Source organism: Acinetobacter sp. 1424608, from assembly GCF_000588255.1.
In the GTDB taxonomy this organism is placed as follows: domain Bacteria; phylum Pseudomonadota; class Gammaproteobacteria; order Pseudomonadales; family Moraxellaceae; genus Acinetobacter; species Acinetobacter nosocomialis.
Window position 1 is genome coordinate 231585 of sequence record NZ_JFXL01000002.1, and the last position, 23092, is coordinate 254676.

18 protein-coding genes are annotated in these 23092 nt (G+C 38.1%); 12 read left to right on the forward strand and 6 right to left on the reverse strand.

Annotation, left to right across the window (positions count from 1 at the left end; all coding sequences use genetic code 11):
* Nucleotides 1–221 precede the first annotated feature (221 nt).
* From J678_RS07775 to J678_RS07785, 3 genes are all read left to right on the forward strand, one after another.
* On the forward strand, nucleotides 222–3149 hold the full coding sequence (locus J678_RS07775) for an McrB family protein (protein ID WP_017394301.1): 2928 nt from the start codon (nucleotides 222–224) through the stop codon (nucleotides 3147–3149).
* Nucleotides 3150–3155: 6 nt separating this feature from the next.
* Nucleotides 3156–4439: an McrC family protein gene (locus J678_RS07780; protein WP_017394300.1), complete on the forward strand. Its 1284-nt coding sequence runs from the start codon at nucleotides 3156–3158 to the stop codon at nucleotides 4437–4439.
* Between the two features lie 1117 nt (nucleotides 4440–5556).
* Nucleotides 5557–6111 (forward strand): TetR/AcrR family transcriptional regulator, encoded by a 555-nt coding sequence (locus J678_RS07785; RefSeq protein WP_025466198.1) that lies wholly within the window; start codon nucleotides 5557–5559, stop codon nucleotides 6109–6111.
* Between the two features lie 106 nt (nucleotides 6112–6217).
* Here J678_RS07785 and J678_RS07790 read toward each other — a convergent pair whose 3' ends face one another.
* Nucleotides 6218–7186, reverse strand: a complete 969-nt coding sequence (locus J678_RS07790; protein ID WP_017394298.1) for a threo-3-hydroxy-L-aspartate ammonia-lyase — start codon at nucleotides 7184–7186, stop codon at nucleotides 6218–6220.
* A gap of 254 nt (nucleotides 7187–7440) precedes the next feature.
* Here J678_RS07790 and J678_RS07795 point away from each other — a divergent pair, with 254 nt between their 5' ends.
* Nucleotides 7441–8064 carry a helix-turn-helix transcriptional regulator gene (locus tag J678_RS07795; RefSeq protein WP_017394297.1) on the forward strand — a complete coding sequence of 208 codons (624 nt, stop codon included), beginning with the start codon at nucleotides 7441–7443 and terminating at the stop codon, nucleotides 8062–8064.
* A 111-nt stretch (nucleotides 8065–8175) separates the two neighbouring features.
* Nucleotides 8176–8412 (forward strand): hypothetical protein, encoded by a 237-nt coding sequence (locus J678_RS23975; protein ID WP_079377406.1) that lies wholly within the window; start codon nucleotides 8176–8178, stop codon nucleotides 8410–8412.
* A gap of 35 nt (nucleotides 8413–8447) precedes the next feature.
* Here the strand turns inward: J678_RS23975 and J678_RS07800 are convergent, their stop codons facing one another.
* Both J678_RS07800 and J678_RS07805 read right to left on the reverse strand, forming a co-directional pair.
* Nucleotides 8448–9134 (reverse strand): pirin family protein, encoded by a 687-nt coding sequence (locus J678_RS07800; RefSeq protein WP_004707698.1) that lies wholly within the window; start codon nucleotides 9132–9134, stop codon nucleotides 8448–8450.
* Nucleotides 9135–9320: 186 nt separating this feature from the next.
* Nucleotides 9321–10577, reverse strand: coding sequence for a L,D-transpeptidase family protein (locus J678_RS07805; RefSeq protein ID WP_002052477.1), 1257 nt, complete (start codon nucleotides 10575–10577; stop codon nucleotides 9321–9323).
* 305 nt (nucleotides 10578–10882) lie between these two features.
* Between J678_RS07805 and hemE the strand changes: the two genes are divergently transcribed.
* The 4 genes from hemE to J678_RS07825 all read left to right on the forward strand — a co-directional run bounded on the left by hemE (nucleotide 10883) and on the right by J678_RS07825 (nucleotide 15325).
* Entirely contained in the window at nucleotides 10883–11956 is a 1074-nt protein-coding gene (gene hemE, locus J678_RS07810; protein WP_017394296.1) for a uroporphyrinogen decarboxylase, read from the forward strand.
* Nucleotides 11957–11962: 6 nt separating this feature from the next.
* Entirely contained in the window at nucleotides 11963–12757 is a 795-nt protein-coding gene (locus tag J678_RS07815) for a DUF817 family protein (protein ID WP_031956236.1), read from the forward strand.
* A 143-nt stretch (nucleotides 12758–12900) separates the two neighbouring features.
* Nucleotides 12901–13371, forward strand: coding sequence for a DUF3015 family protein (locus J678_RS07820; RefSeq protein ID WP_000914200.1), 471 nt, complete (start codon nucleotides 12901–12903; stop codon nucleotides 13369–13371).
* Between the two features lie 61 nt (nucleotides 13372–13432).
* Nucleotides 13433–15325, forward strand: a complete 1893-nt coding sequence (locus tag J678_RS07825; protein ID WP_017393173.1) for a DUF4105 domain-containing protein — start codon at nucleotides 13433–13435, stop codon at nucleotides 15323–15325.
* Between the two features lie 67 nt (nucleotides 15326–15392).
* On the opposite strand, the gene blaADC is transcribed toward J678_RS07825, so the two are convergent.
* Together blaADC and folE are read right to left on the reverse strand one after the other, a co-directional pair.
* Nucleotides 15393–16544, reverse strand: coding sequence for an ADC family extended-spectrum class C beta-lactamase (gene blaADC, locus J678_RS07830; RefSeq protein ID WP_017393172.1), 1152 nt, complete (start codon nucleotides 16542–16544; stop codon nucleotides 15393–15395).
* 156 nt (nucleotides 16545–16700) lie between these two features.
* Nucleotides 16701–17249, reverse strand: coding sequence for a GTP cyclohydrolase I FolE (gene folE / locus J678_RS07835; protein ID WP_001187844.1), 549 nt, complete (start codon nucleotides 17247–17249; stop codon nucleotides 16701–16703).
* A 261-nt stretch (nucleotides 17250–17510) separates the two neighbouring features.
* Between folE and xdhA the strand changes: the two genes are divergently transcribed.
* The 3 genes from xdhA to xdhC are packed head-to-tail and all read left to right on the forward strand — an operon-like array spanning nucleotide 17511 to nucleotide 22377.
* Complete coding sequence (xdhA, locus tag J678_RS07840; protein ID WP_017393171.1) at nucleotides 17511–19010, forward strand: xanthine dehydrogenase small subunit; 1500 nt, start codon at nucleotides 17511–17513, stop codon at nucleotides 19008–19010.
* Between the two features lies 1 nt (nucleotide 19011).
* Nucleotides 19012–21387 (forward strand): xanthine dehydrogenase molybdopterin binding subunit, encoded by a 2376-nt coding sequence (xdhB, locus tag J678_RS07845; protein WP_017393170.1) that lies wholly within the window; start codon nucleotides 19012–19014, stop codon nucleotides 21385–21387.
* Nucleotides 21388–21393: 6 nt separating this feature from the next.
* A complete protein-coding gene (gene xdhC / locus J678_RS07850) occupies nucleotides 21394–22377 on the forward strand; it encodes a xanthine dehydrogenase accessory protein XdhC (protein WP_017393169.1) in 984 nt (327 codons plus the stop codon).
* A 10-nt stretch (nucleotides 22378–22387) separates the two neighbouring features.
* On the opposite strand, the gene J678_RS07855 is transcribed toward xdhC, so the two are convergent.
* Complete coding sequence (locus J678_RS07855; protein ID WP_017393168.1) at nucleotides 22388–23083, reverse strand: Smr/MutS family protein; 696 nt, start codon at nucleotides 23081–23083, stop codon at nucleotides 22388–22390.
* Between the last annotated feature and the right edge of the window lie 9 nt (nucleotides 23084–23092).

A 23092-nucleotide genomic window follows, 5' to 3' on the forward strand; every position in this document is an offset into this window, starting at 1 on the left:
TCATACCATTTATGACAAATCTGCGACAACATGAACATATCTTAGTTTGGTCGAGAACAAGATGCATCGCATCAAATTATTGGGCGATAAACTCAGTACAAGAAATTTTGACAATCAGTTGAATTAATTGATTTACAACTGGTACGCGCAGGTTGGCAAGCCGATACTCAGCTTCTCATTTTTGTCATACATACGAAATAGAAATACATATAGAGGCTTAAGTGAACACAGCAATAATTAAACAATGGTTTAATGACTATATTGAATTTGGTGATGGAAAGGGGTGGCGTAAAGATTATGAAAATACCTTCAATAAGGTACAGGAAATAAAACAAAAGCTGAATAATGGTTATAAGTTAAGTGCCCAAAATGATTTTGATTTTTTAAGTGAACTTTTGAAAAATGATGCAAATGGGGTTGCATCTAAAGGACAATCAAATCTCGCAAACGAAGTATTTGATAAGATCATTCAGGATGTGGAATTTCTTAATGTTGTAGAAAAACTTATTCAACAACCTAACGAAGAGACATATAAAGCGTTGAATAGTTATGGTGGTCAATTACTCACTCAGTTGGGTAGTACTCAGCGACCTTTATTATTCAATCGAGCATGTGCTTCATGTACTTTAGATGTTTCAACAATTGTTGATCGTAATAAATTTCATCAATTCGTTGAGTATGTAACAACTCAACAAATCATAGATTTTCCTCAAGAAATCAGAGAGAAAAATTGGTATGTAAAGAATGTATATTTAGTTCAGAAAATTAGAGAGATATTAAAGGTAGAACTTGAATCAGGTCAAACAGATATATTTTGGTTAAATATGTTTTTGTGGGACATATATGCTGAGAAAGTAGCGACAAATTTTAATTCAAAAAATGCAGTCGATTATCTGAATGAGAGATATCCAAATACATATACAAGCACGAAACATATAGCAGCGTTTAAAACATCTCAAGGTCGAGAGTTAGCATTAGATCCTAAAGCAAAAACGCCTGTAATTTTCTGTGATGCAGAACCACCGATAGAACTTAAATTACCAATTAAAAAAGCCTATTTAGAAGCCGATACTCGAAATCATCATTTGTCCACACATGCCAAATCATTGATGCTGGGTAATAAAACGTATTCTATTATTGTGGGTACACTTGATGATTTAGAAAAGCTTTGTGATTGGTATGAACAAAGTGATGAGCAGACCACAGCGCTTGAGAAAAAGGTACAGCAATTTTTAACGCTTTGGCCAATTGAAGGTTTAAAGAATTTATCTATACAAGATTATCATCAAGCCCAAAATAAAGACTGTTTCATTGCTCAGATTGACAGTTTTGATCCAACACAAGGTAATCCTACCTTTGCCAACTATTTTGATATCTGGGAGCCAATCAGCTTAGGAAAGGATGATAAATATCATAATGAGAAGCCATATTCATGGCATAAACGACTAGGGAATGATGCAGGGTTAGCATTTGAAACCCTCAAACAGGAAATACTTGATATTGTAGATGCTGTTCAGCGCCGTGACTTAAACGCAATTGATCAAATTCAGTTTTCTAAAGGTCTCAAATGGATGATTGCATTCTTATATCAAGATTTTAATGATCCTTGCATTATCCCGATTGTAAGTAAGGTCAATTCTAAACGTATTGGTTATGACCACTTATATCCAAAATTACCACTACCAGAGTTTTTACCAATTTTATTGGAAGATCGGGGCGAAAAAGCATTTTTCCCATATGTGGAAAAACTTTTTGCGAGGGTCAGAAAAGCCTATTTGGATAACAAACAAAATAAACAGCAAATTGAAGAATTAATGGAAGAAGTCATGGCTCAACAACCTTTAAACCGTATTTTATTTGGTGCTGCAGGTACGGGTAAAACATACAATACTATTAACCATGCTTTAGCAATTTTAGAAGACAAAGATTTAACAGAAATTGAAAAACTAGAAAGGCAACTAGGTGGTAGAACAAGCCTAAAAGACTTGTTTGATAAATATAAAAATGAAGGGCGCATTAAATTTGTCACATTCCACCAAAGTTTTAGCTATGAAGATTTTATAGAAGGGATTCGAGCGGAAACCGATGGCTCGGGGCAGTTACGCTATGAAGTAAAACCAGGTGTATTTAAGGAGGTTTGTGAGGATGCACAAACAGAAATAGATGCGAACCAAAATAATGTCTTAGCACCGATTGAAGCGAGTATAAATAGTGCGATTGATAAGCTCATTACTCAGGCTAAAACTGAGGAAAAGAAGTTTTATACTAAACGTGGTGCAGAAATTAAAGTATCAAGTAATTCAGCAGGGACGTTATTTGCTCTTACATCTTCGGGTAGTAATATTCCATTATCTTTTAGGCATATTCGTAATTACTTGAAAACACAAAATGAAATAATTGTGGATCAAAAGAGCTATGAATGGGCAATTGCAAAGTCTCTACGTTCAGAAGTTCAATATTCAGATACTAATGAAAAAATAAAACCTTATGTTCTCATCATCGATGAAATCAACCGAGGCAATATTGCACGTATCTTTGGTGAACTCATTACTTTAATTGAAGACTCTAAACGTCAAGGTGCTGAGGAAGAACTATCAGTAACATTGCCATACTCAAAAGAAGAGTTTTCTGTACCAAGTAATGTCTACATCATTGGCACAATGAATTCATCTGATAGATCTTTAACAGGTTTAGACATTGCTTTGCGCCGTCGTTTTACCTTTATTGAAATGCCACCAAAGCCAGAGTTATTAGATGATTTAGAAGTAGAAGGTCTAAATATTGGTGAGCTATTAAAGGTAATAAACCACCGTGTCGAAGTGTTATTGGATCGAGATCATTGTATTGGTCATGCCAACTTTATGAGTTTGAAGAAACAACAAACTCGAGAGCATTTAGTCGCGATATTTAAACAGAAAATTATTCCTCAATTACAAGAATACTTCTTCGATGACTGGGCAAAGATTAATTTAGTATTCTTCAATAATGGTATGGTTGTTGAGGATAAAAACATTAATACGGCAGGGTTATTTCCACCCAATACAGAACAGGATATGCATTATTCTGAACAAAAGAAAATTTGGAAAATCAATGATGAAGCATTTAAATCTATAGATGCATTTATTTCTATACTCGGTTCAAAGGTCTAAATCCTTATGTCTGATTTTACTGTCCGAGAATATGCCTTCCTAAGCGTTGCTTACGAAGGTTGTCCAAAGTCTAGCTTGGCACATGCTTATATTCCTGAAAAAGCGTTTGAGCATTTATGCGAGCTTTCGTCATCCTTTTCTAAGCACGGCGCGAAAGTATTTGAACTTGCAGGGCGAAGAAAGCTGAAGCTAGATCAATATGTCGGTGTGATTGAAACGCCGTGTGGTACACGTATAGAAATATTACCGAAGCATGTGGAGCTCAATGGGACAAGTGATCAAGAGATTATTTTAGAAGAACGCAAACTCTTGCAAAAAATGCTGGGTGTATCTTTGCATTTACCTTATAGAGAAGCAGGGAGTGCTAATTTAAATCGTTTTAAACAGCCTTTACATGAATGGATTATTACCCAGTTCCTCGCTGCATTCGAGCGTTTGGTTCAACGTGGTCTACGTTTTGACTATAATCGTGTCCAAGAGGAACAAAAGTTTTTACGTGGGCAATTGCAGTATGTGAAATACATGCGTCAGTCTCCTGCGAAGAAGCATATCTTCCCAATTGAACATGATGTATATGAAGTCAATCGACCTGAGAATAGGTTGATTCGTACAGCCTTGGAGATCATCTGTAAAAAGACTAAAGATGCAAGTAACTGGAAATTAGCTCAAGAATTGCGCTTGATGACGAGTGAAATACCACGAAGCCAAAAGATTCAGCAGGATTTGAGACAATGGCAAACCGGGCGGTTGCTAGCACTATACGCTGAGATCAAACCTTGGACGGAGCTGATTTTAGGTGAGTACATGCCTGTATCTACACAAGGTGAATGGCGGGGTATGAGTTTGTTATTTCCTATGGAAAAGCTGTTTGAGCATTTTGTGGCTTATCATTTGCGCCTCGGATTGCCTGAATATCAGATCAAAACACAGCATGCGACGGAACATATTTGTGAGCATGAAACCAGTAAGATATTTAAGTTAAAGCCTGATATTTTTATTGATCGCTCTCAAGCCAATGCGAAAAGCATTGTTATGGATACCAAGTGGAAGCTGATAGATCAAAATGATCGTAGTGGACGGTATGGTTTAAAAGATAACGATATTCAACAGATGTTTGCGTACAGCCACTATTATTTGAAACATGAAAGTGAAGTGATATTGGTTTATCCATACCGAGCAGAAAAGTTCACACGACCTTTGGATGATTTTGACTTTAGGCATACAGAAGGTGCAAAACTTCGAGTGGTGCCATTTAACTTAGATGAACCACAAAATTTCAAAATTATTTAAGGTGAAGGTTGTGTGTTTAGTACAATATTTTGTATTTAAAATCAGGTATTTAATGATTAGGTGCGAATTTATGTGCTTAATCATACATCATACGGAATTTGTATTAATAAAGCAACGACGCATATTTGGGTAACAATAATATGAATGCAATCGATGATATTTTAGTTTTATAAGAAAATTACATAAGTGCATTAAATTTAATAACTTTTATTTAAATGAATAAAATTGTATGTACTAAAGAAAAATTGTAGTTGATCAATTTCTAAAAATTAAGAAAGGTGTATTCTATATTAGCTTTAAAACTCGAAAATATTAAAATGGATTTTTCAAAATATCTTAAATTGTATTCAAAAAACATTTTATATGGGCAAAAATAAAATTAAGTTAAAGGAGATAATAAATACCTTATTTCATATTTTTATAGTATTTTATTAAAATATTCGACTGATTTTTCAGTTTAAAACATCAATTTTGAATTTTAGATTCTTTAATTTTTATAAACCCCTCATTTAACAATCACTTATCCATTATTTATTCTTACTTTTTAATGATCTAAATTAAAGCAAATGTCATTTTGTGTGCTTGACTGCAATAAATGTCAAGCTTATCCTTTGCCTGCTGGCCACATTGCCAGCCGGCTTTGACAGGCTGAATAATAACTCCCGCATCAGAGTCATTCCTTCTGAGGAATAGTCTTGTGTGGTGGACCACTCGTTCCCTCCCGTAGCGGTAGGACGGGAGAGGGACACCTTCGGGTGTGCTAGTTTGAGTTATTACTAGTCTGTCAACCTTCTTCCGTTCTGCCACCATAATTCTATAAATGTCTGGCAGAACTCCCATTAAAAAGGAGTTGGCTTTGCACATCCATTATTTCTTGGCAGCCGTTGCCAAAAGCTATAACGACACCACTTAAAAATTTAAAGCAGCTTGATGACCTATAGGGTTTTCAGGCTTTAAGTCATTACGGCTCAAAAAATTTGCATCAACACTAAAACTCGAGATGTGCCAAGCACAGTCTTTAGGGGCTTTGCTGTGCCCTTTTTTTCTTCTAGAAAGGGCACAGGCTTTTTTATCTCATTTATATACAACAAAAATTTATTTTTATAACGGTAAAACTATGCCAAATTTTATTCTCCCAACACGTGCTTTAGAAGTTGTAAAAAAAGGAATAAATCTGTTCCATCACGGTGGGTTTCACATGGTCGGTGTCGACAAAATTGTGAAAGAAACCGAAGTGAATAAAATGACGTTTTATAATTATTTTCACTCTAAAGAACGCTTCATCGAAATCTGTTTAATCGTACAAAAAGAACGCCTCCAAGGCCAAGTGGTTGCACTGGTCGAGTATGACCATGACACAAGCACAATCGATAAACTCAAGAAGTTGTATGTTCTACATACCGACTTAGAAGGCCCGTACTACTTATTATTTAAGGCTATTTTTGAAACTAAAAATAGTTATCCAAAAGCTTATAAAACCGCGGTGAGATACAGAACATGGCTGACCAATGAAATTTATAGTCAGCTTAGATTACTTAAAACCGATGCTTCTTTTACCGATGCCAAACTCTTTTTATATATGATTGAGGGCGCCATTATTCAGCTTTTAAGTTCAGATAAGACAACTCAAAAAGAGAAGATGCTTGAGTATTTTCTGCGAGGACTGATTTAACACTAAATTTTATTTAAATTAAGACGAAATAAATCGAAAAGTTGGTACAGATTGGATGTCTATCTATGAAGCTTTACCTAACATCATAGATAGACATCGACTTTTATTAAGCAGATAAAAACTCTACATATTTAGAAATATCAACGTTGCCACCACTAATAATGATGCCTATACGTTTGCCTTTTAACTCATGCTTTAAATTACGCGCAGCAGCAAAACCAAGACATCCTGTTGGTTCAACGACTATTTTCATTCTTTCAGCAAAAAACTTCATACAGCTAACAAGGTCCTCGTCTGTGACTGTCAAAATATCATCAACTTTTTGTTGAATAATAGGGAATGTTAATTTGCCTAAATATTGCGTTTGAGCACCATCGGCAATGGTTTGTGGTGTATCAATATGAACAATTTCTCCCTTTCTAAAAGACATTTGCCCATCATTTCCTAAAGCAGGTTCAACGCCATATATTTTACAGTTCGGAGAAAGCTGGCGAGCAGAGAGGGCAGACCCTGCCAATAAACCGCCACCACCTAAACATACAAACAGGTAATCTAATTCGCCGACTTCTTCAAATAACTCTTTTGCAGCAGTTCCTTGACCCGCAATCACATGCGGATGGTCATAAGATGGAATGAGTGTCAGGCCATTTTTTTCGGCAATCTCTTTACCAATTTTTTCCCGATCTTCGGTATAACGGTCAAATTCAACAATATTGCCGCCGTACTCTCGGGTCGCTGCCATTTTTGCAGCAGGGGCATCTTTAGGCATGATGATTGTTGCTGGAATACCAAGAATTTTTGATGCGAGCGCAATCGCTTGTGCATGATTTCCCGAAGAGAAAGCGACCACGCCAGCTTTCTTCTGAGCTTCATTAAATTGCAAAAGCGCATTTATTGCACCACGAAATTTGAAAGCACCAACTCGCTGAAAATTCTCACATTTAAAGAATACTTCTGCTTTTAATTCATTGTTCACAGTACGTGAAGTTAAAACAGGAGTCTTATTTGCAAAACCTTTTATACGTTCAGCAGTGGCTGCGACATCTTCATAAGTGGGAAGGGTTAAATTTTTCATAATTAAACCTAATTCTATTCATGTTTTCGGATGCAAGATTTGGTATTGCTCAAGGAATACACAAGATAGTAGCCTTGTTTAGATAAAATATATATGTTTAGATAAAATGTCTAATTTTATTTTCTAATGTGATAACAATGAGATATAAGATTTTGATTTACATTAAGTTTAAAATTAGATAAAAAGTCTAAATTACTATTACATGCTTCATTCTAAAGTTTGAAATAGTAAGTAAGTCATTTGGAGGAAATACCTTGGGAAATCGTGATAAACATTTGCTCACTCAACTAGATACCATCGCGAAGGGGTTAAGTGAAACGCTATTTCCTTTTTGTGAGGTCGTTGTCCATGACTTAACAAATCCTGAGCATGCCATACTCTCTATACATAACAATTTATCTGGTCGAAAAATTGGAGATCCGGCAACCGAGTTAGGGCTGGCTAGAATCATGTCTCCAGAGTTTCCAAACCTCATTTCAAACTATGCAAACCAGTTTGCTGATGGTCGGCCCGCCAAAAGTACGTCTATTGGAATTAAAGATGAAGAAGGCCAGTATGTAGCCGCTTTATGTATGAATATTGATTTAACCCTATTTAGGGGGATGCAAAGCGCTTTAGAGCAGTTTACTAAAATTGAAACTGACAACATTATTGAAAATTTAGAACCAAATGGTACAGAGGCAATTCGAAGATATATTGACCAATTTGCCTCAAAGCATGCTACGACACCGCGTATGTTAAAACTCAATGAGCGTAAACAATTAGTACATGAGTTAAAAAATAACGGTTTGTTAGATATTAAAAAGGCTGTCGAGACAGTGGCACAACATTTAGGTATATCAAGAGCGAGTGCCTATTTGTATGTAAAAGATACTTAATAGATTGATCTTATCTATCAAAAAACAACTTGTTTATTCAACATAGCTCATTTAAATAAATGAATAGGAACACAATAAGTATCTCTATAGCCTAATCAAGGAGGTCGTTATTTGAAGTTATTTATTATTATATTTATAGCCATTTTTTCGAGTATTGGACTGATCTGTTTAATCGCGCTACTCAGAAATTTAAAAAGTTATTCACCATCGAGTGATCATGATTATTCATCTTCAACACATCATTTACACGATAATAGTTCTAGTCATCATCATAGCTCTAATTATTCAAATGATTGTTCATCGTCTTCAGACTCAGGGAGTTGCGATGGGGGGGGAGGAAGCGATTAAAAAAAGCCCTTTCATATAAAAGGGCTTTTAGTTATTTAAGGTAAATCAAACCAAATGAATTGGCTGTCTTCAAGTGCATGAATCACGGCGTTATCTTCAAACACTAAAGCATCACCCGCTTTAACTTCTTGATCACCAATACGAATTACACCTGAAATGACATGAACGTAATTTACGCGTTTTGATGTTTCAACAGGAAGTTCATTTCCTTTTTCCAATACAGCAGATTTGACCTCTGCGTTTTGGCGGATGTGCATTGGAGCATTTGCATCGGGACCTGCAATTAAATGCCATTTATTTGGATCTTTACGTGGGTCCAAACTAATTTGTTGGTAATTTGGCTCGGCTTCTTTTACGTCTGGAATAATCCAGATTTGTAATAGATGTACGGGTGTATCAGTGTTATTAATTTCACTATGAGCCACGCCTGTACCAGCGCTCATAAGTTGCCATTCACCTGCCTTAATTTGGCCTTCATTTCCCATCGTGTCACGGTGTGAAATTGCACCATCGAGCACACATGTTAAAATTTCCATGTTGTCATGAGAGTGAGTGCCGAAACCGTTATGGGCATCAATTTGGTCGTCATTAATCACGCGTAATGCACTTACACCCATATATTTAGGGTTATACCAGTTACCAAATGAAAAGCTATGGTAAGACTCTAACCAACCTGCTTTAACATGACCACGATCTTCACTACGATGCAAATAAGCATTCATGACTTGATCTCCTCAAATTATTATTGATCTCTTGAGGACTATGTTAAACCTGTAGAAACAAGCTAAAAATAGAGTAGATGCAACATATTGTTGCGTTTTTAATATGATCAAGACATCTAGAAATTTTCGTTTTAAATTTTAGATATAAAAAAAGCCTGCATAAAGCAGGCTTTTTCTTTTAAAAGATTATTCTAAGAATTTAACAGTGACACCTGAACGTACTTTATTACCTAAATCGTTAGCATCCCAGTTTGTTAAACGGATACAACCGTGTGAAGCAGTTTTAGAAATTAAAGACGGGTTTGGTGTACCGTGAATACCGAATGATTTTTTACTTAAACCAATCCAGATGTTACCTACAGGAGCGTTAGGACCTGGTGGTAAAGAAAGTGGTTTTAAGTTTTTACCTTGTACGAAGTTCGAAGGTGAATAGCTATACCAAGGGTTACGCGCAACACCAACTACCTTATAAGTACCGGTCGGAGATGGCGTATCAGTACTGCCAATTGTTGCAGGAAATGAGGCAATCATTTGATTGCGGCTATTAAACAGATACAACTGTTTAGCACCTTTATGCGCAATAATTAAATGAATGTCTTCTGGTAAGTCATTGCGTACATTAGGAACAATAATTTTCTCACCAACTTTTTTGAAGGTTGCTTTCGGGTTTAGTTTCTTTAAGAAACCTTCATCAATATGGAACTTCTCGCCCAACATTTCACTCACGCGAGTGTAATACAAACCTTTCATTTTGGCTTGTAATGCATAGTCAGAAGGAATTGACTCAGCATACGGACCTTTGAGGTCTGCATCAGTAATGGTGTATTCAATAAATGCTGGTTTTGTTTGTTTTGCAACAAGTGCATCCCAAGTTTCTTTAGTAAGTTCACCAGTAGGTGATAAACCATTCATTTGCTGGAAAGATGCAATTGCTTTAAGCGTGTTTTTACCGCTCATGCCATCAATTGCACCCGGTGAAGCATGCGCATTGTTTAGCATGACATGGGCACGTGCATAAACTGGTAATTGACCTTTACCAATATTTTCGTACCACTCAGCATTGTTTAAGCCATCTAATGTCCATGAAACGGCTGGAGCAGAAGTAGCAGTCTTAGATGCTGTTGTTGTTTTAGCTGGCGCTGTTGGTTCTGAAGCAGCAATACCTGAATCGGCATTTGGATCTTCAGCTTTTTGTAAATTTTGTAATGTTGTAGACGCTCGATTTAAGTCATTTTGTTCTTGAGCTGTAATCTGTGTCTGGGCTTGAGCTTGAGTTTGGGCTTTAACAGTTGAAGCAGCATCTACAGCAAGCGGATCAATCGGATCTTCTACAGGAGCAGATACTTTTTTAGGAGTGACTGGTTGCTCAGTTGTTGACGCAGCCAAAGCAACATTAGCAATAATACAACTTAAACTCATAGCGAGTAATGAGCGAACAAACATGTAATTCAACCTTAAGAATTTTCATATAAGCAATAGGGTAAGGAGACTGATCCTAAAGTTTATAAAATCACCGATAACGCAATGTATGCGTATTTAAGTATTGGTGAATTTAATCATTAAAGGAAGATCAATAAACCCGATGTAACATGTTGCAAGTATTGCAGAAAACCGAGCTTCTTGCAGTAGACTTTTGTGTAAATATGCATTTTTTAGTAGATTGACAAGTTTTTTGTATGAAATTGAAATTATAAAAACATTCACCTTTTTGATATGATGCTGCCACATGAAAAAGATAGAGATCGGCAATGACGACACTTAAAAATGATCGTTTCTTACGTGCTTTATTACGTGAGCCTGTAGATACCACTCCAATATGGATGATGCGCCAAGCAGGACGTTATTTGCCTGAATATCGGGAAACACGCTCAAAAGCTGGTGACTTTCTATCTTTATGCAAAAATACAGAGTTTGCTTGTGAAGTAACTTTACAACCTTTGCGTCGCTACGATTTAGACGCAGCAATTTTATTTTCAGATATTTTAACGATTCCGGATGCGTTAGGACTAGGCCTTTATTTTGAAACAGGCGAAGGCCCTAAGTTTCATAAAACGGTACGTACTGAACAAGATGTAGCAAACTTACCTAAGTTAAATGCTAAATCTGATCTTGATTATGTCATGAACGCAATAAGCACAATTCGCTCTGCTTTAGGTGGTCAGGTTCCACTCATTGGTTTTTCGGGTAGCCCTTGGACACTGGCGACTTATATGGTTGAAGGTGGTTCAAGCAAAGAGTTCCGTTTTACCAAGCAAATGATGTATGCCCAGCCGGAAGTTTTGCATGCGTTGCTTGATCATTTAGCAGATTCAGTCATTGACTACTTAAATGCGCAAATTGATGCAGGCGCTCAGGCCATTCAAATCTTTGATAGTTGGGGCGGGGCTTTAGCACATCGAGAATATGTAGAATTCTCGCTGAACTATATGAAAAAGATTATTGCAGGTCTGCAACGTGAAAAAGATGGACGCCGTATTCCTGTCATCGTATTCACTAAAGGTGGTGGTCAGTGGCTAGAGCCAATGATTACAACAGGTGCAGATGCATTAGGTTTAGACTGGACCACACCATTAAATACAGCTCGTACAACTGTAGCAGGCCGTGTTGCCCTACAAGGAAACCTTGATCCGGCTGTTTTATATGGTTCAGCGGCTTCAATTGAAAAAGCAGTGAAAGCCATGCTAGATGATGCTTATGCAAATGGTGAGAAGACAGGCTATGTTGCAAACTTAGGCCATGGCATTACCCAATGGGTAGATCCGGCCCAGCCAAAAATCTTTGTAGATACAGTACATGAGTATAGTGCTAAATATCTAGGATAGTTTTTTGTGCAATATCTCTCTTTAACCTTACAATTTATTGGCAAGGCTGTTTCGGCAGCCTTGTTTGGTATTTTGCTTTTAATTGCTTTTGCCCTAACTGCGCCGATGGGAAGCCATGAATATATGGGTTTTTATCGTTATGATTATTTACTCATCTATGCGCTTATTATTCAGATTTGCCTGTTGTATTTAAAGCTTGAGTCTTGGCAAGAAGCCAAGGTCATTGCTTTATTTCATATCATGGCAATGGTCATGGAAATCTTTTTGACACACCCTGGCATTGCTTCATGGCAATATCCGCAGCCTGCCGTGTTTAAAATTATTACTGTGCCTTTATTTGCAGGCTTTATGTACTCGGCTGTAGGTAGCTTTTTTGCTCGCTCAATCCGTTTATTTCAAGTTTCTTTTGAAAAACTTCCAAGTTTTGGAAGTATGCTTTTTCTCGCATTTTTCTCATATATTAATTTTATGAGTAAATTTTTTATACCAGATATTCGCTATATTTTATTTGCTGTTAGTGTTTATATTTTCTGGAAAACTACACTTTATTTTCAAATAAATGAACGTAAGTTTAAAACTCCAATGCTCCCTGTGTTGGTGACATTCGCATTCATAATTTGGGTTGCTGAAAATATTAGTACATTTTATAAAATTTGGGTTTATCCAAGTCAGATTAATGCTTGGCATATGGTGGGATGGGGTAAACTTGGTTCATGGTATTTATTATTACTACTAAGTTTAGTATTAGTTCTTAAAATATTAGGTCATCGAGATAATCAAGGTAATTGGAATTTAAAATAAAAATTTCCTTTTTACTTTTTATCATATTATTTAATTTTTAATTGCTAAATGACAAGCATATCGCTATCTTTGAAGGGTGTAACAATAGTTACACATAACAATACATAAGAAACAATCAATAATGATTTTGGAGATATACATCTATGTTAAAAAAATTAGCTTTAGCTGCTTTGTTAGCAGCTGGTTCAAGTGTTGCTATGGCTGATAACGATGTAGGTTGTGGTGTGGGTACGCAAGTATGGGCTGGCCAAAAAGGAGTGGTGCCTAAAATTCTTGCTGCAACAACAAACGGTATTTTTACTAACCAATTATTAGGTATTACTTTCGGTACTTTAGGTTGCCGTCAAGGCGGAACAGTAACAGCTCAAGTTGTTACCTTCACAAATGAAAATGCGGAAGCTTTAGCGCGTGATATGGCTGTAGGCCAAGGTGAAAGCCTGAACGTACTTGCTGAGTTAATGCAAATTAAACCACAAGACAAAGACCGTTTCTTCAAAGTTTCAAAAGCAAACTTCGGTGAAATCTATTCAACAAACAACCAAAACACACTTCAAGTATTGGCATCATTACAAAACGTAATGGCTAAAGATGAAGTTTTAAAAGCTTACGTATAAGTTTGAAATTGAAAACCCTGTCATTTGGCAGGGTTTTTCTTATATTTAATGATAAAAATTGATGAGCTTAATGAAATCAGTTGTTTTAATTTTTGCCTCCTTGGCAGTTAATATTGCGTATTCAGCAGAAATAAATCCATCTATTCAAAACTACTGGTCAGTTGCAGAACAAAAAAAATTAGACCAAGACATTACATGGCAACGGCTCATGTATGCCAATAAAAACCAGAAGAGTGAAGTGAGTTATTCGGGTTATTTTATTGCAGCAAATGGAAAAAATAATTTAAAAGAAGAGTTAAAAGCCGATATCGCGGCATTGTTTACACCTGCGCCAGATAATCAGTCAATTCGTTGTAAATTTCCGGCACGTAGTCAGTGGCTTATAAAGCAATTAGGCATTCAAGAAAATGAATTGCCGCAAGTAAAATGTCCTGAGTTTGAAAACTGGATTGGCCAAATTAAGCCTTATAAAGCGACCTTAATTTACGCGACAGATTTTATGGGGAACCCAAGCTCAATGTTTGGACATACCTTATTGCGCTTAGACCCTAAAGATCAAAAGCAGTTAAACCTCGTTTCTTACGCTGTAAATTATGCGGCCACTGTCGCAGGCAATGATAACTGGTCATATGCTTGGAAAGGCTTAACAGGGCAGTATCCGGGTGAATACTCACTTATGCCTTATTATCGTAAGGTAAAAGAGTATGGTGATTTTGAAAGCCGTGATTTATGGGAATATGAGTTAAATCTATCTCCTGAAGAAACACGTTTTTTGGTGAGCCATATTTGGGAAATGCAACATGTGAGCTTTCCTTATTACTTTGTAAGTGACAACTGTGCCTATCGGTTACTGGGCTTAGTCGATTTAGTTAAACCTGAGTCTCATCTACAAGAGAAGTTTAATTATGCTTCCATTCCAATGGAAACCATTAAAGCGATGCAACAACAAGGACTCACCAAAGCTCCTGTTTATCGACCCGCTTTAGAAACTCAATTATTGGCCCAAGCTCATCAACATGGTGCGTCTTTAGCAAAAGTTGCTCATCAAGTAGCAATGAAGCCAATTCAACAGTCTACAGAAATACTTAAATCATTTAGCCCATCAGATCAGGCCAAAATCCTTGAGATGGCTTACGATGATTTATATCTACAATTTATTGGTCGCAAAGTTGAAGAAAGCTTTGCCCAGCCACAGCTTAGACAGCTTTTAGCACTACGAAGTCAGATTGATTTAGATAAACAGCGCCAAGAACCGAAACGACCTTCTACCGAGCCAACACAAGGGCATAATGCACGTAATGTTTCACTAAAATTGGGCGAAGTGCAAGGTGACAAGTTTATCGAGATAGGTCATAGACAGGCTTATCATGACTTAATAGATCCTCAAGGCGGATACCGTGCCGGTACTCAATTATTATTTTTAAATGGTAATGCGCAGTGGCGTAACGATCATCTAAAACTTGAGCATCTTGATCTGTTAGAGGTGAACTCCTATAACCCGATTCAACCATTTAAAACACCGCTGACTTGGGGATTTAACTTAGGTTGGCGTCAGGAAGCGGTTCATGACGGTGTTTATAGTGATGAAAAGCAGCATGGCGTCGCGAGTTTTAATGCTCAGGTTGGTTACAGTCTTGCAGATTATGAGCGCAAACATATTTGCTATGGGCAGGTACAAACTTACGTCCAAGCGGGTTCAAATTTAGATAAAGGTTGGCGTGTAGGAGTAGGACCGACATTAGGGTGTATGAATCAGTGGTTTGAAAAGTTTAACTCAGTGGTGCAAGTGGAGTTGCCATATTGGGAAGATAAAAACCAATGGAACTTACGTTTAAATACACAGTGGCAATATGCCATTAATAGCAATAATGCTATTCGGCTTAATTGGGATTATGAAAAACAGAATCATCTGGACTGGATGAAATCAAGTCTTGGATATGTTTGGTTCTTTTAAATCATATATTCATAAAAAAGAGAGAAATAGATGAAGACTATTTCTCTCTTTTTGTTTTAGGGAAAAATTATTTCTTTATTGCATTTAGCACAGCATAAGCTGCCTTAATGCGTTCTTCATTTGGAATGCGTTTATTGGTTAACATGACTAAACCAATATTGTCTTTAGGAATAAATACGACATAGGTTCCGAAACCATTTGTTGAACCAGTTTTGTGGTACATCTTAACTGAAGGTTCTTTTGAAATAGCAGTCACTTTATTAGGTTTCATCACAATCTGTTCTGAATTACTGTCTAATAAAGTTTGTAACGTTGCTGGATAAGCAAACTCTTCCCAACCGAGTGCCTGATACATGCTATTTACTTGATAGCGACCTTGATGTGTCTCATTAATTGCACGTTGAATATTTGCCGGATATTTCTGTGGGTTCAGGTTGGCATGAATAAAGCTCAGCATGTCGGGTAGGGTCGATTTGACGCCGTATGCTGGGGCATCGAGTGGGCCAGGGTTAACTCGAATTGGCTGATTTTCTTGGTTATAGCCAAATGCATAGTTTTGCATCTGAGTTTTAGGTACATTGATATAGCTATGTTTTAAGCCAAGGTCCGGAAAAATCGTTTTTTCCAAGACCTGACTAAAAGGCTGTTTCATTGATAAACCAACTATTTCCCCAAATAGGCCAATACTTGGGTTTGAATATTGTCTATATTCACCGATTGGGTTTTTAGGTTTCCAATCTTTAAAAAAAGTTAAAACCTGTTGATCTGTTTGTACTTCATCTGGGAATTGCAAGGTGAGGTTACCACTTGTATAGGTGGCAAGTTGAAGTAAATTGACCTGATCAATTGGGGTGTTTTTTAACTCTTTCCAGTATTTACCCGGCGTATCATCAAAAGAGATTTTTCCTGTATTTTTTGCATAAGCACCTGCCGTCGCAGTAAATAACTTACTGACAGAACCTAGCTCAAAAATGGTATTGCTATTTACAGCTTTTTTATCTTGAACGGATTGTAGGCCATAATACGTTTCATATTTTTTATTGTTTTGAATAATACCTACCGCCATACCCGGCACATTATATTTTTCTAATAAGGGCTTAAAATTTTGATCTACCAATTGTTTAATTTCTTGGTCTTTAGAAATATTGCCCGCATAAATTGAGGTATTAAAAATAAAAAGAGAAGGTAAAAGTAAGTAAGAAATTTTTTTAAATCGCATGATTCGCTCATAAATCATTTAAAAAGAAAGATGCGTACTTTTATAACAAAAATCATCTAATTTAATTGTTATGTTTTATAGAGTTGGATTGAAGGTTTATAGCGTTCAGCTATAAAAAAAGCCCAACATGGTCGGGCTTTTTGCAGTAAAACTATATTAGTAGCTTTCTGGTACAGCACTTAAAAATTCACGGCGTGCTTCTTTATCGGTTTTAAAATCTCCGACAAATGAAACTGTACGAGTAGTAGATTCCTGTTTACCTACACCACGCATCATCATGCACATATGTGCAGAGTCAATGACTACAGCAACACCACGAGCGCCAGTGACTTCTGCAACAGCTTCAGCGATTTGCTGAGTTAAGTTTTCCTGAATTTGCAAACGACGAGCAAACATCTCGGTAATACGTGCAAATTTAGACAAGCCAAGCACTTTGCCTTCTGGTAAATAGGCAACATGAACACGGCCATAGAATGGGAGGAGATGGTGTTCGCAGAGCGAATAAAATTCAATATTCTTCACCAATACCATTTCATGGTTATCTGATGGGAAAACAGCATTATTGGTGACTTCTTCTAAAGTTTTACTATAGCCAGAAGTTAAATATGAAAAAGCTTTAGCCGCACGCACAGGCGTATCTTTAAGGCCGGGACGATTAAGATCTTCACCGACGGCAGTCAGAATATTTGCGTACGATTGCTGCATTGACATAAGACGTATAAATTTACTCTATTAGACAAGCTCGGCATTGTATCAGAAACATGCCGTGATGTTCATAAATCCTCACACTATATTTATTTTGGTTTTGCGCACGCTTAGTAAAAGATGAATAAAATTCATGTTTTTTATCGTTAAGAGTCAAGTGGTTGGATATGAAATGTGCGTTTAATATAGGTAAGTTCTAAATGATCGCTTCATGGCATCATATTTGCACAAAAGCATTATTATAAAACATAAGGATAAAACATGTCAGAACGTCCAATCACCTTCTTTTTTCGTGGCGGTCAGCAGCAAGTAGAAAATGTTCTACCCACAATGACGGTTTTACAGTTTCTAAGAGAATATACCCAAACTGGTAAAACCAGACAGACTGGTACAAAAGAGGGCTGTGCTGAGGGCGATTGTGGTGCATGCACAGTAGTGATTGGTGAGTTAGTCAATGACAGCTTGCAATTGCGGAGCGTGAATGCGTGTATTCAGTTTTTACCGACTTTAGATGGCAAAGCGCTATTTACAGTAGAAGACCTTCATAGCTTATTGCCTGCACAAGATGGCACGCTTCATCCGGTACAACAGGCGATGGTCGATATGCATGGTTCACAATGCGGTTTTTGTACACCCGGTTTTATCATGTCGTTATGGTCAATGTATGAAAATGAACAACAGCCCCCAAGCAAAGATAAAATCAGTGATTATCTTTCTGGAAACTTATGTCGCTGTACGGGTTATCGCCCTATTTTAGATGCAGCACAAAAAGCTTATGACTATCCACGTGTGGCATTAAAGCGTCAAAAAGTAATTGATGTATTAAAAGAGATCAAAGCTTTACCCGCACTGCATTTGAATGATCAAAAGCAGCAATTTTTTGCACCCAAGACTTTGCAAGATTTTGCTGCTTTACGTTTACAGTTACCGCAAGCACGAATTGTTGCAGGGAGTACCGATGTCGGTTTGTGGGTCACAAAACAGGGTCGTGATTTGGGTGATATGCTTTATATCGGTCAGGTTGAAGAGCTCAAAAAAATTGTAGTCACAGACCATGCTTTAACAATTGGAGCAAATGTAAGTTTAAGTGATGCACTCATTAAAATTTCAGATTTTTATCCCGACTTTCAAGAATTGCAGCGCCGTTTTGCTTCCATGCCGATTAAAAATGCAGGAACGCTGAGTGGAAATATTACCAATGGTTCGCCGATTGGCGATTCAATGCCAGCATTAATTACGCTAGGTACACGATTGATTTTGCGCGTTGGTGAGCAGACTCGTGAAATTGCTTTGGAAGACTTTTATTTAGATTATCAAAAAACAGCATTACGACTTAGTGAGTTTGTTGAGGCGATTGTTATTCCACTTCGTGACGGACAGACGCGTTTTACATTTGTCAGCTATAAAATTGCCAAACGATTTGAGCAAGATATTTCTGCGGTATGCGCTGCTATTTCATGTGAGCTAGATAATGATGGTGTCGCTCACAATGTGAAAATTGCTTTTGGTGGCATGGCTGCTATTCCCAAACGTGCAAAATATGCAGAAGCCGTATTGGAAGGCCAACAACTTACAACAGAATTGATCGTTCAGGCACAAGAAGCATTGTTGCAAGACTATCAGCCTCTAGATGATGGACGTGCTAGCTCTGCATATCGTTTACACGTCGCAAAAAACTGTTTACAGCGTTTTTATGTAGAAAAAGTCCTGTCTCGGACAATTACTCGAGTAAATGACTTGATTGCTATGGTGGAGATCTGACATGAATCAAAATATTGACTTAAAGATTTCTAAAAAATCCGCTAAAGCAGGTGATTCGATTCCACACGAGAGCGCGCATTTACATGTGACGGGGCAGGCAACTTATATTGATGATTTACCCGAGCTTGAAAATACGTTGCATTTGGCAGTCGGATTTTCAAGTTGTGCCAAAGGTAAAATCAGTAAGTTTGATTTAGATGCAGTACGTCAGGCCGATGGTGTCCATGCAGTTTTTTCGGCAAAGGATATTGAGGTTGAAAATAATTGGGGACCCATTGTTAAAGATGACCCAATTTTTGCAGAGGAGCAGGTTGAGTTTTATGGACAAACCTTGTTTGTGGTTGTTGCTGACACTTATCAGCAAGCCCGTCAGGCAGTTCGCTTAGCAAAAATTGAGTATGTACCCGAAACTCCGATTTTAACGATTCAAGATGCGATTAAAAAAGAATCGTGGGTGCTACCGCCTGTTGAATTTAGCCACGGTGACGTTGAACAGGCTTTTGAAAATGCTACACATCATCTTTCAGGGAATATTCAGGTTGGTGGACAAGAGCATTTTTATCTAGAAGGGCAAATTTCATATGCGATTCCACAAGAAAATCAGAGCTTAAAAGTCTATTGCTCGACACAGCATCCAACCGAAATGCAGTTACTAATTTGTCATGCACTAGGCATGAATATGCATCAGGTGAGTGTGGAAAGCCGTCGTATGGGTGGAGGTTTTGGCGGTAAAGAGTCGCAGTCGACGCAGTGGGCATGTATTGCCTCTTTGGCAGCGAAAAAAACAGGTCGTCCATGTAAATTACGCTTAGATCGTGATGATGACATGAGTGCTACGGGTAAACGTCACGGTTTTGCTTATGAATGGTCTGTGGCTTTTGATGACAGTGGTATTTTGCAAGGGTTAAAGGTGCAACTGGCTTCAAACTGCGGTTTTTCGGCTGATCTTTCTGGGCCAGTGAATGAACGTGCGATTTGCCATATTGGTAACGCTTATTATTTAAATGCAGTTGAGCTGCGTAACTTGCGTTGTAAAACCAATACTGTTTCCAATACGGCATATCGTGGTTTTGGTGGACCGCAAGGCATGTTTGTGATTGAAAATATTATTGATGACATTGCTCGTTATTTAGGTTGCGATCCGATTGAAATTCGTCAGCGCAATTTCTTTGCCGAGCAGCCCGGCGCTGGACGTGACCGTATGCACTATGGTGCAGAAGTTCGTGATAATGTTGCGCCAAAATTAGTAGCCGAACTATTGCAAAGTAGTGATTACGCGAAACGCAAACAGAGCATCCATGCCTTTAATCAGAATAATGACATCATTAAGCGTGGTATTGCGTTAACCCCATTAATGTTTGGTATTTCGTTTAACGCCGTGCATTACAATCAGGCAGGTGCACTGGTCTATGTGTATATGGATGGTACTGTCTCTATTACCCATGGCGGTACAGAAATGGGACAGGGGCTATATACCAAAGTACGGCAGGTTGCTGCACATGAGTTGGGTTTACCAATCGATAGCGTTCGTTTAATTGCAACCGATACTTCTCGTGTGCCAAATACTTCGGCAACTGCTGCATCGAGTGGAGCAGATTTAAATGGTAAAGCTGTTCAAAATGCCTGTATTAAAATTCGTGAGCGTCTGGCTAAACTTGCAGCGGAAATAAGTCAAAGTGAAGCTGACCAAGTCCAGTTTGAAGATAGTATGGTTTCAACAGGGAATGGTCATTCATGGACATTTCCTGACTTGGTTCAACGGGCATATATGGCACGTGTACAACTATGGGACAGTGGTTTTTATAAAACGCCAGAAATTCACTATGATCAGGTCAACCATTTAGGGCGTCCATTTTTCTATTATGCCTATGGTGCAGCGGTTAGTGAGGTTGCAATAGATACCTTAACTGGGGAAATGAAAGTATTACGTACCGACATTTTGCATGACGTTGGGCAGTCAATTAACCCTGCAATTGATATTGGGCAAATTGAAGGCGGTTTTGTTCAAGGGATGGGATGGCTCACGACAGAAGAGTTGTATTGGCAGCCGCAGGGTCCACACGCAGGCCGTTTATTTACCCATGCACCTTCAACTTATAAAATTCCGACCAGTGTAGATATACCTCATATTTTCAACGTCAAACTGTTTAATAATCAAAATCAGGCAGACACCATCTATCGCTCTAAAGCGGTAGGTGAACCGCCATTTATGTTGGCATTATCTGTTTTCTCTGCAATTCGTCAGGCAGTACAGGCGGCTATTCCAGAAAATGCACCGCTCGTACTCAATGCTCCGGCAACTGCCGAAGAAATTTTACGTGCAATTGCTATTGGACGGGGACAAGCTTTGGCAGATCGCCCACAAGCTAGAATGTAGAAGATTATGCAACATTTACAATGGTGGACTGATTTTGTAGCTTGGCAAGCCGATGCGTTGCCTATGGTATTGGTCACAGTGGTCCGTGCAGATGGTTCAACACCACGAGAAGTTGGTGCAACGATGTTGTTGCGGTTTAATTTACAACAGCAATGGCAGCAGTCAGATACGATCGGTGGGGGGCATTTAGAGTTTCAGGCAATTGATATTGCTAAAGCAATGTTAAGTGAAACGGGAACTTGTGTGAGGCATATTGAACGTTTTAACCTCAGTGCTCGGCTTGGGCAGTGTTGTGGCGGAGTAATGTGGTTATTGTTTGAAAAAATATTACCTGCTGAAATTGCGTCGGATTTGTCTGGAAGTTTCCAAGCATGGCGAGCTGGAAAGCATATATGGCGTAACGTCTCACATCAATATGCATCCACTTGGCAGGCTATAGAGATGGAACAACAACCAAGTTTCGAGTTTCATTCTGGCAGTAGTGAGCAATGGCAATTTAGCCAGCAGATTCAGCCTTATGCCATGCAAGTACTGGTTTGTGGTGCAGGGCATGTGGGTGAAGCAATTGTTCGTTGTTTATTGCCTATTGGTGTTGGAGTGAAATGGATTGATCCGCGTGATGATATTTTCCCATCCGATTTACTGGAACAGGCGCACTGTATAACAACTGATACCTTAGACGCCGAGATAGAGCATTTTGACCGTTCAGGTGCGGTTTTAATTTTAACGCACGATCATCAACTAGATTTGCAACTGTGTTTTACAGCCTTAAAACCTACGGCAAAACCATTTGCTTATGTTGGGATGATTGGTTCAAAGAGTAAAAGGGCCATTTTTGAAAAACGTATGCAGGTGCGAGGTTATACTCAGGAAACATTACAACGTTTGGTTTGCCCGATCGGGATAGAAGGGATTTCATCGAAACAACCTGCAACGATTGCCGTTGCAGTAGTTGCTCAATTATTACAGGTATTTGATGTAAAAAAATGATCCCAAAGGATCATTTTTTTTGTTCGAACTTAGGATTTTTTTCTGCACGTTTAAGCAGTACGAGAACGGCACCTGTGCCACCTTGGTTTTCAGGGGCACTTACAAAAGCCAAAACATCACGATGCTGACGTAGCCAACCGTTGACATAGGTTTTTAAGACCGCTTCTGGGCCTTTACCATGCACAATTTTGATGACATTTTGATTTTCATCTTTTGCCATCTGGATGATTTGTAAAACTGCGTCACGTGCTTGTTCAATGGTACAGCCGTGTAAATCTACAGCTTCAAACCAACGCATCTTGCCTGCTTTTAAGTCTTCAAAAACCTTATGTTGAAGGGTCGCAATGCGATAGCTTAACGTTGCTTGGCTTGCGACCGGATTTAAAGCAGCTTGTGTATCTGATAGCTCGGCATGTTCGGTATCACGACCACCTTCGGCAGCTGCACGTTTTGCCAAAGTTTGTGCATCGACTTTTTGGGCACGAGGTGTTTTTACATCGGCAATATTACTATTGTTGATGCGTTTTACACCTGCAACAGCCTGTTGAAACAGGTATGTATCTTCCAATTCTTCAGTCTCAGCCTGAGATTTTTTCGTCTCAGGCTGATTTGCGATTTTGCTTGAATGAGGATTGGAGATTTGCTTTTTAAATTGCTTCAATAACTTTTGTTGCTCTTTAGAAAGCGATGAATCTTTATTACTCATATATCTTCA